Source organism: Streptomyces sp. NPDC001549, from assembly GCF_042894025.1.
In the GTDB taxonomy this organism is placed as follows: Bacteria; Actinomycetota; Actinomycetes; order Streptomycetales; family Streptomycetaceae; genus Streptomyces; species Streptomyces kutzneri.
The window spans coordinates 157,606-170,536 of record NZ_JBIAVJ010000016.1; the positions used below are offsets into that span (position 1 = coordinate 157,606).

At 67.8% G+C, this 12,931-nt stretch carries 7 protein-coding genes and 1 pseudogene; 4 read left to right on the forward strand and 4 right to left on the reverse strand.

The features are described from left to right. Window positions 1-483: 483 nt before the first annotated feature. On the forward strand, window positions 484-7,785 hold the full coding sequence (locus ACFY04_RS25275) for a polymorphic toxin-type HINT domain-containing protein (protein WP_389119794.1): 7,302 nt from the start codon (window positions 484-486) through the stop codon (window positions 7,783-7,785). A 39-nt stretch (window positions 7,786-7,824) separates the two neighbouring features. Continuing rightward, window positions 7,825-8,586: a hypothetical protein gene (locus ACFY04_RS25280; protein ID WP_389119796.1), complete on the forward strand. Its 762-nt coding sequence runs from the start codon at window positions 7,825-7,827 to the stop codon at window positions 8,584-8,586. A 196-nt stretch (window positions 8,587-8,782) separates the two neighbouring features. Here ACFY04_RS25280 and ACFY04_RS25285 read toward each other — a convergent pair. Beyond that, window positions 8,783-9,076, reverse strand: a pseudogene (locus ACFY04_RS25285) (tyrosine-type recombinase/integrase); the annotation flags it as partial. A gap of 108 nt (window positions 9,077-9,184) precedes the next feature. Here ACFY04_RS25285 and ACFY04_RS25290 point away from each other — a divergent pair. Then, window positions 9,185-9,802 carry a dihydrofolate reductase family protein gene (locus ACFY04_RS25290; RefSeq protein ID WP_389119798.1) on the forward strand — a complete coding sequence of 206 codons (618 nt, stop codon included), beginning with the start codon at window positions 9,185-9,187 and terminating at the stop codon, window positions 9,800-9,802. A 22-nt stretch (window positions 9,803-9,824) separates the two neighbouring features. Here the strand turns inward: ACFY04_RS25290 and ACFY04_RS25295 are convergent, their stop codons facing one another. Together ACFY04_RS25295 and ACFY04_RS25300 are read right to left on the reverse strand one after the other, a co-directional pair. Then, window positions 9,825-10,277, reverse strand: a complete 453-nt coding sequence (locus tag ACFY04_RS25295) for a hypothetical protein (protein ID WP_389119801.1) — start codon at window positions 10,275-10,277, stop codon at window positions 9,825-9,827. A 25-nt stretch (window positions 10,278-10,302) separates the two neighbouring features. Then, the gene (locus ACFY04_RS25300; protein WP_389119803.1) at window positions 10,303-10,671 is read right to left on the reverse strand and encodes a hypothetical protein; all 369 of its coding nucleotides are present in this window, start codon (window positions 10,669-10,671) and stop codon (window positions 10,303-10,305) included. A gap of 112 nt (window positions 10,672-10,783) precedes the next feature. Between ACFY04_RS25300 and ACFY04_RS25305 the strand changes: the two genes are divergently transcribed. Next, window positions 10,784-11,719, forward strand: coding sequence for a DMT family transporter (locus tag ACFY04_RS25305; RefSeq protein ID WP_389119804.1), 936 nt, complete (start codon window positions 10,784-10,786; stop codon window positions 11,717-11,719). 63 nt (window positions 11,720-11,782) lie between these two features. On the opposite strand, the gene ACFY04_RS25310 is transcribed toward ACFY04_RS25305, so the two are convergent. Beyond that, on the reverse strand, window positions 11,783-12,796 hold the full coding sequence (locus ACFY04_RS25310; RefSeq protein ID WP_389119806.1) for a Gfo/Idh/MocA family oxidoreductase: 1,014 nt from the start codon (window positions 12,794-12,796) through the stop codon (window positions 11,783-11,785). Between the last annotated feature and the right edge of the window lie 135 nt (window positions 12,797-12,931).

Genomic DNA, 12,931 nt, shown 5'->3' on the forward strand with positions numbered 1-12,931 from the left:
CCGCGGAATCACTGACAGACACGACGTACTTCTCCCCCCTCGGGCGCCCGACTTCGCAGCCCTCGGCACTCACAAAATGATTTCTGCCCTTGGCCTGAAGAACCTCAACGGCCGGCTCCGCCCGGCCGTTGAGGCGCAGGGCGTGCGAGCTGAGCATGAACCATCCCGCCGACATCTTCATCCTTGGCATTCACCGCAGGGCGTGCCGTTAGCGGCCGATTTGCGCTGATTACCCCAGGGTATACACCTGGCAAAGTGACAATGCCCACACCCGATATCGGAACGTTGGTGTTTCAGGCCCGCCGGCCACAGAATCAGTGGCTAATTGTCAGTTTCCTGCCAGCCATGTGCCATTGCCGTGGCGGCAGATCGTGGGGGGTCCGCATGTCGCCGTTCTCGGCGAATTTCCGCCTGCCCGGAAACAGAAAGGCGCGCGCAGCACGCGCGCGCCTTGCCGGGCGCACCGGCATCACACTCTCCGTGGTGCTGGTCGCAACTCTTCTACCCGCCCAGGCCTGGGCGGCACCACCTGGTGACCGCAGCGGCGTTGAGCTGCCAGGGCTCCAGAAAGACCTCAAGGTCAAGCCCGACCAGGCCGCCATGGACGCGCTCGGTCGATGGGTCGGTGATCCGCCGAAGCCGCTCGAGGAGTACACGCCGACCGCCGTGGCTCCGCCCGCGGAAGCCTCGGCCACCATTCCGCTGGCGCCTGTCCCTACTACCGACTTCGTCCAGGTCGGCTCGCTCCCGGTCAGCATCGGTAAGGTCCCCGGGACGGGTACCGCACCGACGGGCACCTGGTCGGCGGCCGTCGAAGGCCGCACGAAGACCGAAGCCGCCGGCGTGGACGGCGCCATCATCAAGATCACACCGCCCGTCGACGCCGTGAACCCGGTCGACATCGCTCTGGACTACTCGAAGTTCCAGGACCTGTACGGCACCGAGTGGTCCTCACGCCTGAAGCTGCGGCAGTACCCCGCGTGCTTCCTCGACCACCCTGAACTGCCCGAATGCTCGGTCTCCGTAGACGTGCCGAGCGCGAACGATGCCGGTGGCAAGAAGGTCATCGCGACCCTCGACCCGGCTGCGACCCCCGTTCAGGGCATGCAGACCATGAGCGTTGGCGGCGCCGCCGGCGCCATGGCGGTCGTCGCCTCCGACGGTGCGGCGGGCGCGGGTGGCTCGTACAAGGCCACCTCCCTCTCGCCCTCGGGCAAATGGACCGCAGGCGGCAGCGGGGGCGGTTTCTCCTGGACCTACCCGCTGACGGTGCCCCGGGCGCCGGCGGGGCCCACCCCGTCCATCGCGTTCTCGTACTCCTCGCAGGCGGTGGACGGCAGGACGTCCGTGACGAACGGTCAGGCGTCCTGGGTCGGTGACGGCTGGGACTACAACCCGGGCTTCGTCGAACGCCGTTACCGCTCCTGCTCCGACGACCTGAAGGCTTCGTCGAGCGGCAAGCCGAACAACGACAACTCCGCGGACAAGAAGAAGGGCGACCTGTGCTGGGCCGGCGACAACGTCGTCCTGTCCCTCAACGGGTCGACGACCGAGCTCGTCCACGACGCCGCGAGCGGTGCCTGGGTCCCCGCCACGGACGACGGCTCCAAGGTCGAGCTCAAGACCGGCAGCGGCAACGGCGCGAAGGACGGCGAATACTGGGTCGTCACCACGCGTGACGGCATGCGCTACCACTACGGCCGCCACAGCGTCGGCACCCACGGGGACGGCTCGTCGCCCAAGACCGTGACCGACTCCGTCTTCACCGTCCCGGTCTTCGGCAACCACCCTGGCGAGCCCTGCTATCAGGCGGCCTACGCGAATTCCTCCTGCACCCAGGCCTGGCGCTGGAACCTCGACTACGTCGAGGACATCCACGGCAACGCCATGATCATCGACTGGGCGAAGGAAGAGAACCGCTACGCCAAGAACGAGAAGGTCAACGAGAAGGACCGCGCCAAGGTCGGATACATCCGCGGCGGATACCCGACCCGCATCCTCTACGGACTCCGCGCCGACAACCTCGCCGGTGCCCCTGCGGGCCGAGTCGAGTTCGGCGTGGCGCAGCGGTGCTTCGAGGAGAAGAACGTCTCCTGCGCCGAGTCCCTGTTCGGTTCCAAGAACGGAATCGGATGGTATGACACCCCCGCCTCGCTGAACTGCAAGATGGACGCGGCGGCGTGCGAAACCTTCTCTCCCACGTTCTGGTCGCGCATGCGCCTGGACCGTGTCACCACCTACGGCCAGCGGACCGAGGGCTCCACGGCGCTCACCAAGGTCGACCAGTGGGCCCTCAAGCAGTCGCTGCCCAAGCACCGCACGGACACGAGCCCTCCGCTGTGGCTGGAGTCCATCACCCGGACCGCCTACGGCGCCAAGAACGACACCCTCGGTGTCTCGCTGCCCCCGGTCTCCTTCAAGGCCAACGTAGTGGACATGCCCAACCGTGTCCTGAAGGCGGACACGAACGGGAAGCCCGACGCTGCACCGGACTTCGACAGGCTCCGGGTGGGGACCATCCTCACCGAGACCGGTGGCGAGATCGAGGTCAAGTACTCGGCCCCGTGCGCGAAGGGGGCGACCGTCCCTGACCTGGCGAAGAACACCACGCGCTGCTTCCCCGTGCACTGGTCCGCGGACACGGGGCTGGACCCGGACAAGGTCCCGCCGATCGAGCTGTTCAACAAGTACGTCGTGGACAGCGTGATCGAGAAGGACCGGGTGGCACAGCGCCCGGACGCCAAGACCAGCTACACGTACGAGGACGCCGCCTGGGCCAAGGAGGACGACGAGTTCAGCAAGCCCGATCGGCGTACCTACAGTCAGTGGCGCGGCTACGCCAGCGTCCTTACCACGACGGGTGCGACCGAGAACGCGGGCAAGGCCAACGCGACCGAGCAGAGCCAGACCCGCACCCGGTACTTCCGCGGTCTGTCCACCGATACCGCCAAGGTCACCGTCAAGGATTCCTCGGGAACGGAAGACCTGGGCGAGGATCTGCGCCAGTACCAGGGGCAGGTTGCAGAGACCATCACCTACAGCAAGGCCGGCGGCAGCGTCGAGAGTCGCGAGCTGACGTGGCCGCGGAGCATGGAGACGGCGAGGCGCAAGAGGACCGATACCAGCGACCTGGTTGCGTACCAGACGGGAACAACCCGGACCGATGACATCGAGTCCATCAGTGGTGGCAAGTTCCGTATGCAGCGAACCCTCAACACTTATGAGGGGAAGGAGGCGTACGGTCTCCTCAAGATGACGCAAACGGATGTCCTGGAGAACAAGGGCACCGGTTGGACCACCGTCAAGCAGTCCTGCACCAAGCCCAAGTACGTCCACAACCCCGCCAGCAACCTGATCGGTCTGCAGTCCGAGGTCATCGAGACGACAGGTGACTGCGCCGGCGGCGGCGTCGAGGCCGGCACGCGCCTCAGTGCCACCCGCACCTCCTACGACGCGGTGAACGCTTTTGGCGCAGCGCCCACCAGGGGGCTCCCGTACCAGGTCGACACCACTGACGCGGCAGGCACCGGCTGGACGACGTCCGGCCGCACCGAGTACGACGCGCTCGGCCGCGCGGTCAAGACCTACGACGCCGCGGGCAACCCGTCGAGCGTGGCCTTCAGCCCCGCGACGGGACCGGCGTTCTCCACCACGGTGACCAATGCCCTCGGGCACACCGTGACCGCCAAGGTGGACCCGGGCCGCGGCAGCGTCCTTGAATCGACCGACGCGAACGGCCGCAAGGTCAGCACGGTGTACGACGAGCTCGGCCGGAGCACCGAAGTCCGGACTCCTTCGCAGAAGTCCACCGATCCGGCGGCCTACACGTTCGAATACCAGATCGCCGAACTCAAGACGCCGGCCGTCATCTCCCGCGCCCTCAAGGACAACGGAACCTACAGCACTTCCATCGCGATCTACGACGGACTGCTGCGTCCCCGCCAGAGCCAGACCGAGGGTCCGGGCGGCGCACGGCTGATCACGGACACCCTGCACAGTGCGAACGGAACCGTCAGCCAGACCAACAGCGGCTACCTCGCCGAAGGTAAGCTGAGCACGGAGCTCTACGTCCCCAAGTCGGTCACCGAGGTCCCCAACTCCACCCAGACCGCCTACGACGGCCTCGGCCGCGCCGTGCGCGTCACGACCCTGGAGAAGGGCGAAGCCCGGCAGTCCGCCCTCACCCAGTACGGCGGCGACTGGACCCTGACGCGCACTGCCATGTCGCCCACCGGAACGGCCCCGCTGCCGGGTAGCCGCGCCGCCAAGACGTGGACCGATGCGCTGGGCCGCACCTCCGAGATCGAGCACTACACCGCCACCGACCTCAGCACAGCGACCAAGACCAGCTACACCTACGACATTCGCGGAAAGCTCGCCAAGGTCACCGACACGGCCGGCAACAACTGGACCCATACCTATGACGCCCGCGGGCGGATGACTGCGTCGGAGGACCCCGACACCGGCAAGTCGACGTTCACGTACAACAATCTCGACCAGCAGGTCTCGACGACCAACGTCTACAACGTCACCCAGTACGCCTCCTACGACGTACTCGGCCGCAAGACCGCGCTGCGCGACGACTCCGAAACCGCCGACCCCATCGCCACCTGGACCTACGACACCCTCCCGGGCGGGAAGGGCCAGCCCGTCGCCTCCACTCGCAAGTGGGGCGCCGGCTCGTACAAGACCGAGGTCACCAGCTACGACAGCGAGTACCGGCCGACCGGATCGCGGATCACCGTCCCGGACGTGCCTGCCACGAAGGGGCTGGCCGGCAGCTACGCCTACAGCACCACGTACACCCCCACGGGCAAGGTCCAGTCGACGACCCTCCCGGCCACGATCGGCGGCCTCGCCGCCGAGAAGCTGATCACCCGCTACAACGCCGACGGCATGGTGCAGACCATGTCCGGCCTGTCCTGGTACACCGCGGACACGGTCTACAGTCCCTACGGCGAGATCCTGCGCACCGCCTCCGGCAACGCACCAAACCGCGTGTGGACCACGAACACCTACGACCCCCACACTGGTCGGGTCGCCTCGGCGACCAGCCACAAGGAGACGCGCGACTCCGCGCCCGGCTCGAATCTCCTCTCCTCGCTCAGCTACACGTACGACGCGGTCGGCAACCCGACCGCCATCACGGACACGTACCCCGGTACCACCGCTCAGTCCCCGGCCCTCGTCGACCGTCAGTGCTACAGCTACGACGCCATGGGCCAGCTCGTACGCGCCTGGACGGGCAAGACGGAAGGCTGCCCCACAGGTCCCACGGGCCCGGACCGGACGGAGGTGGGATCGGGTACGCCGGGTGATGCCTACTGGCAGGACTATCAGTTCGACGCCATAGGTAACCGCACCAAGCTGACCGATCGCGACCCCACCAACAGCGCCCTCGACGATGAGACGACGTACACCTACGGCGTCGAGATCACGGGCGGTGCCCTGCCGAACCCGAAGAAGCAGCCCCATGCCCTGACCAAGGTCAACAAGAGCACCAGGACGCCGGGCTCCACGGTCGACTCCCTGTCCACCTACACCTACAGCGCGGCGGGCAGCACCAAGACCCGCACCATCGACGGTGACACCCAGACCCTGAACTGGGACCGCCGCAGCAAGCTCCTCTCGGCGACCAGCCCCGGCATCGGTTCCGTCGCGGTCACGGGCCTCTCTGGCAAGTGCCTCGACGTCCAGGACGGCGACACCGCGGACGGCACTCCCGTCCAGCTGCTGTCCTGCAACGAGTCCAAGCCCCAGCAGTGGCGCATCACCGGCGACACCGTCCAGGCCCTCGGCAAGTGCCTCACCGCCGAAAACGGCAAGGCCGTCCTGAAGGCCTGCACGCCGGGCGCGCGGAGCCAGAAGTTCACCTACCGCGAGACGGACAAGGCCCTCGTCACCGGCACCAACCAGTGCCTCACCGTCCCCAACGACAATGACGCCGATGGCAACGACCTGCACACTCTCACGTGCGCCAGTCCTGCCCCGACGGCGGCCCAGCAGTGGAGCTTCGGCAACCTCACCAGCTACCTCTACGACGCGTCCGGCAACCGGGTCATCCAGGAAACCGGAAGCGCCCGAACCCTCTACCTCGGTGAAACCGAGATCACCGTCGACAAGGCCGGCAAGGCCATGGACGCCGTTCGTTACTACGGCAGCCCCGGCGCCCCGACCACGGTCCGCCGCACCAATGGCAAGACCACCGGCCACACCCTGTCGCATCTGCTCACCGACCACCACAACACCGCGACGATCAGCGTCGAGCAGAAGGCCGGCCAGCCGGTCACCCGGCGCAAGTCCGACCCGTACGGCAACCCGCGGGGTGGCCAGCCCTCCAGCTGGCCCGGCGACCGCACTTTCCTAGGCACCGGCAAGGACGACAACACCACGGGCCTGACCCACATCGGCGCCCGTGAATACGAAGCCAGCACCGGCCGCTTCATCACCGTCGACCCGGTCATCGACATCACCGACCCGCTCCAGATGAACGGGTACACGTACGCCAACGGCAACCCGATCACCAATCTGGACCCGGACGGCCTGAAGTACTTCGAGGGTGACAGCGACGGCGGCTTCCAGGCCGAGGCCAGCAAGGTGGTGGAGGTCGCGCAGCGGCGCATCACGCAGCGTGCGGCCCGGGAATCCAACTATCGACTCTGCTCACGCGATCCCGAATGCCGGGGGAGCAGTGGCAGGGGTGGTGTGACCACGCTGACGGCGAAGAAGAAGCCCTCGACCTGGACCAACATCTGGACGGGTGCGGTCCGAGGCTACGCCGGCATGCTGGACATGGCCGTGATGGGACCGCTGGCCCCGATTACTACGTATTTCGGTGTCTCTGTGCGCGACCAGGCCAACCGGATGTTCAAGCAGTTCGGTGTTGAATCCGACGAAAATGCCATTGAGTCCGTACTCGCAGAGATTTTTGCTCCCTTGCCGCCGGTGGCAGCGGGGGCCAATGCGGGGCGAGCGGCGGCGCGAGCGGTGGGGACCGCGGTGGCGCGAAGGGCGGAAGGATTCCTTGCGAGGCTGTTCGCCAAGAGCTGTACCAGAAACAGCTTTGTGGCGGGCACGAAGGTGCAACTCGCAGACGGAACCAGCAAGCCGATCGAGCAGCTAGCCACCGGCGACGAGGTGCGAGCTACCAACCCTGAAACCGGCGAAACGGGGGCAAGGCCTGTCACTGCCACCATCTTCACCGAGGACGACAAGAAGTATATTGACCTCAGTATCCAGACCAGCGATGGTGTCAAGACCATCACTACAACGGGCCATCACCCGTTCTGGTCTGAATCCGACCATGTCTGGAAGAACGCCGGAGACCTCAAGCCGGGCGAGAACCTCCGTACCGACGATGGCGAATCCGTTGCTGTAAGCGCGATCCGCACATACGAGACGTTCAACGAGACATACAACCTCACTGTCGCCGACCTCCACACGTACTATGTGCTCGCCGGCACAACGCCGGTGCTGGTGCACAACGACAACAATGTTCCTCGGTGGGCTGCAGACGAGGTTGCCAGGATTCAGGCCGGGCAGGGGACCCCACGCACGGAAAGCGTCACGGATCCTACTCAAAGGATTTATCGAGGGGAAGAATCGTCGAGGCACCTGGCCAAGTGGGGTCCTCACGCGCAGTCGGGTTTCCCGGGCTCGCGCGAATGGGAGGTTCGCGGGAAGGGCAATACGTACAGGATCGTCGGTCCGAACCGCTTTGGGGAGTATGGCTACACGGACCCGGTAGTTAAGTACGCGAAGATCACCGTTATCACTCCCTGTTGATTCGACGTGTTCTCGGTGGAAGGCGGGTGACCGTTGTTGGTGAAATATTCTGTCCGGTTCGAGGAAAGTGACGCATTCGTATTCGCTTGCGATCTGGAAGGGTTTTTTGTCGGGCGCTACAGCGACGACGACTTCGGCGCGTTCCTTGAAGCCGAGAACGCCCGAGTCGCCTTCCGGCTTGTGCGGCCGACCCTAGACGCGCCGATCGAGACGCTTAGGGGTGACATCGAGGTACTTGTCCTCGACGCCGAAGGTCGGCCCATGGGGCGCTACCCGATGTGGGGCGCCAAGCTAGTAGTCGGAGATACGCCGGAATATCTAGTCGTCACGGCACAAACGGGGTTGCCTCCGCATGCCGAGGCCCGCAGGTTGTGGGACAGGTTTCGCGTTTCCCAACCGCGGCGTGGTGAATGGTGCACGCTTCAGGTCGGATCCCGTGAAGCCTGGCTAGAAGTAGCCGGGCTCAGGTACGCCGAATCTGCTTCTAAGGAGGAGTATTCGGTTCCCCCTCGAGAGATCGTTATGGGGGGTGATGAAATCAAGGATGTCGCGAGTTTCTTCTGCGCGATTGGCGAGGTTTTCCGTGGCCCAGGAGGGTATATCGGGCAGAGTTTTACCGAATTGGGAGAGTCTCTCGAGGATCATCTCCAAGGTGCCCCGGTTCGGCTGATTTGGCGGAACATTTCCGTCGCACGTTCTTCCTTGTCTGCGGTAATGGATATTGCCCGCGGGCCAATTTCCAAATTCGATTTGCTTCTTGAGATTCTGTCGCAGAATAATGTTGACGTCATTCCTGGATAGTGCACGTGCCTCCTGGCGGCATTCGCCGGACTTTGTCTGGCGCGTTGCCTTGGAAACTCACGTCAAGATCGGAACGGGTCGAAGGGTGAGCGCACAAAGTCCCAGCTCGCAACCCTGATGGCCACAAGGAGCCCCACCGAATTTCTTTCTCGGTGGGGCTCCTTGCGTGCCTTGACGGCAGTAGTTGACGGCAACGTCAGCTGACGGGTGCTGCACAAAGCGGCGGGTCGTCGCCGTCGTCGGGGTCGGTGGCGGTCCCGGAGGCCCCACCGAGGGTGCGGCCGAGGAAGTCGATGGCGTGGCGCTGGAGGCGGAGGCGGAGGCGGACGTGTGCGTAGACGGTGGCGGTGACGCCGTTGTGGGTGTGGCCGAGGAGTTCGTTGATGACGACGAGTTCGACACCCTGTTCCAGGAGCAGGGCGGCGGTCGAGTGCCGGAGGTCGTGAAAGCGGATGCGCCGGAGTCCGGCCCGGTCGAGGGCGCTGCGGAAGCGGTGGTGTTCGGCTGATCGGGCGGTCGGTTGCGTGGCGTGCCGATGAGTTCTCGGGTGGACGGGAGTCTGAACCCGTAGAGGCCATCGATCGAGGAGCGCAGAGCCATGGGGAAGCTGACACTGACCACCTTTGTCACATTGGACGGCGTGACGCAGGCGCCCGGGGGGCCCGACGAGGATCGCAGCGGCGGGTTCGAGTACGGGGGGTGGGTCGCGCCGTTCGCCGACGAGGGGATGGGGGAGTTCATCACCGAGGTGTTCGGGCGGGCCGAGGCGTTCCTGCTCGGGCGGAAGACGTACGAGATCTTCGCCTCGTACTGGCCGGAGCACGACGACCCCGCCGACCCCGTCGCGGGCAAGCTGAACCGGCTGCCCAAGTACGTGGCCTCGACCACCCTCGAGGAGCCGGCCTGGGGACCGGTCACCGTGCTCGACGGGGAGCACCTGCAGAGCGAGATCGTCCGGGTCAAGGACACGCTGGACGGTGAGCTCCAGCTGCACGGCAGCGGGCAGCTCGCGCAGTGGCTGCTCGCCCGGGACCTCGTGGAAGAGATCAACCTGCTGGTGTTCCCCGTGGTTCTCGGCGGGGGGCAGAGGCTGTTCCCCACCGGCGGGCTGCCGACCGCCTATGAGCTGACGGCCTCCCGTACGACATCGTCCGGGACGGCCATTCACACCTACCGGCCGACGGGCCGGGCGTCGTTCGGCACCGTCGGCGCCTGACCCGGCGCTGCGGATCCGTTCCTCATCTGCCCGGATGCCACCGGAACCAGTAGTCGGGTCCGTCGGCCCGGTAGCGGTCGCCGGCGTCGAACGCCAGCTCGCCGACCAGCCGCCGCGCACCCTCCGCCGACTGCCGGTGCGGGGCGAGCAGCCGGTTCAGCTCGTCGTAGCGGGCGTCGACGCGACCGAGGCCCGGATGACTCTCCGGACCGGCCTCCCCGGCTTCGCTGCGCTGGTTCCACCTGACGAAGATCGCCCACTGCTCGCGCTCCAGCACCACCGCGGCCTCGCTCGCCGGCCACACGAGGTACTCGTCGGACTCGTCGGCATGGTCGTAGTCACAGCCCTGGAAGTAGTGCGGCCTGCCGTCGACGTCGGCGAGGCCCGCGCGCGGTCCGTCGTACCACTCGAATTCGGCGTACGCGCGCCGGAATCCGCCCGCGATCAGCCGCTGCTCGTCCCAGGTCTCAGCCATGCCGGGCAGGCTACAGCGGCATCCCCTACCGCCGGTCCAGCGCCAGCTGGACCACGCGGCCCTCGCGCAGGACCAGCAGGTCCGGGGCCTCGTGTTCGTAGAAGCGGAGCCGGCCGACCGGGCCCGGCGGGCGGATGTGGGGGGCCAGGAGCAGGAGGAGGTCCTCCACCTCCGGGAGCTGTTCCTCGTGGACCTCCTGGCGGGCGGTCAGGGCCCAGCCGTCGCGCTCGCCCGGCCCGAACTCGCCGACGAGCATGCCGCCGACGCGCCACGCCGGGCCCCGGGTCGAGAGCAGTCCGTCCCCCGTCAGCTGGCGCCGCACCTCCGCGAGCACGTCGTCGGGCGTGGTGTCGAGCAGGTCGAACGCCAGGTCCAGGGCGTAGAGATCAGCCATGGGCCCGATGCTACGGGGCCGGGGTCGCAGGCCCGGAAAGGGGTCGCCCGGCATGGTCGGCTCCGGTACGGTGTGCCCGCACCCGTGCGAGCCGCCGACGTCTCCACCCCCGATGAGCCGTTGGAGACCTCCGTTGACCGTGATCTCGCCCGCCCTCGAAGCACCCCGCCGGGCCTGGCTCGCCGATCTGCCCGTGCTGGCCGTCGCCGTCGTCTGGGGCGGGAGCTACCTCGCGGCCAAGGGCATCACCACCACCCACACCGTCATCGCCGTGCTCGTGCTCCGGTTCGCGCTCGTGCTGCCCGTGCTCGTCGTCGCCGGGTGGGCGCGGCTGCGCGCCCTGAGCCCCGCCCAGCTGCGCGGCGCCGGGCTGCTGGGCCTGGTACTCGGCGGGATCTTCCTCCTGGAGACCTACGGGGTCGTCCACACCTCCGCCACCAACGCCGGGCTGATCATCAGCCTGACGATGATCTTCACCCCGCTCGCCGAGGCCGCCGTCCGCAAGCGGGCGCCCTCCACCGGGTTCCTCGGGGCCGCGGCCGTCTCCGTCGCCGGCGTCGTGCTGCTGACCCAGGGCGCCGGCTTCACCGCGCCCAGCCCCGGTGACCTGCTCATCCTCGGTGCCGCCCTCGCCCGGACCCTGCACGTCCTGCTCATGGCCCGCATCGAGGCCGTCCAGGACGCCGACTCGCTGTCCCTGACCACCGTGCAGCTCGGCGCCGCGGTCCTCGTCTTCGCGATGCTGGCCGCCGTACCCGGCACCGGCGCGACCCCCTGGGCCGCCGCGGCGGACTTCGGGCCCGCCCAGTGGGCCGGGCTCGCCTTCCTCTCCGTCTTCTGCACGCTCTTCGCCTTCTTCGTGCAGATGTGGGCCGTACGCCGCACCTCGCCCTCCCGGGTCAGCCTGCTGCTGGGCACCGAGCCCCTGTGGGCCGCCGTCGCCGGCATCGCCATCGGCGGGGAGGAGCTGGGGCTCCCCGGCTATGCCGGAGCCCTCCTGGTCCTCGCCGGCACCGCCTGGGGACGGCGCGCCGTCAGCACCGCCTGAGCGTGTCCGGAAAGCGCCGCAGCCACAGGTGATCACCCGCCGTACTGTGGCCCCGTGCCCCCCTTACAGAGCCGGCAGGTCCGGGAGCTCCTCCAGCCGCACCCGGCGCCGCTCGCGGCGCGAGAGTTCGCAGGCCTCCGCGATCCGGAACGCCGCCAGCGCCTCCCGGCCGTCGCACGGGTTGGCGCCCTCACCCCGTACGAACTGGACGAAGGCCGCCAGCTCGGCCTCGTAGGCCGGGGCGAACCGTTCCAGGAAGCCCGTCCACGGCTTGCTCGCCGGGGGCGGGCCGTGCGGTTCGGTGGAGGCGATCGGCGTCCGGTCGTCCAGCCCGACGGAGACCTGGTCCAGCTCCCCGGCCAGCTCCATCCGCACGTCGTACCCGGCGCCGTTGCACCGGGTACCGGTCGCCGTGACCAGGGTCCCGTCGTCCAGCGTCAGCACGGCGGCCGCCGTGTCGATGTCGCCCGTCTCCCGGAAGAGCGCCGGACCCGCGTCCGACCCGGCCGCGTACACCTCGACCACCTCGTGCCCGGTCACCCAGCGGACCATGTCGAAGTCGTGCACCAGGCAGTCCCGGTACAGTCCGCCCGAGGTCGCCAGGTACGCGGCCGCCGGCGGCGCCGGGTCGGCCGTCATCGTCCGGACGGTGTGCAGCCGCCCCAGGGTGCCCGAACGGACCAGCTCCCGCGCCGTGCCGTAGCCCGCGTCGAAGCGGCGCATGAAGCCCACCTGGAGCAGTCCGCCCGAGGACGTGACCTCGCGCAGGGCCGCGAGGGTCCGGTTCAGGTCCGGGGCCAGCGGCTTCTCGCAGAACACCGGCAGCCCGCCGCGGACCGCCCGTACGACGAGGTCCGCGTGCGCCTCGGTCGCCGACGCCACCACCACCGCGTCCACGCCCCAGGTGAAGACCTGCTCCACGGAGGGCGCGGCGGTGGCCCCGAGCCGGTCGGCGAGGCGCGCCGCCCGCGCGGGATCGGCGTCCGCGAGCAGGAGCGAGCCCGCCTCTGGGTGGCGGGCCAGTACCGCCGCGTGGAAGGACCCGATCCGGCCCGTTCCGATCAACCCGATGCGCATGCACTCAACCTGACCCTGTCGGCGGAACCTGTCAATCCGCCCGCGCATGTCAACCTGACCGTGCGTGCCCCGATGACCCTTCATGGTCGACTGTGGCGGATACTGAGCGGCTGGACCGGAATGGAGCCGGAATGA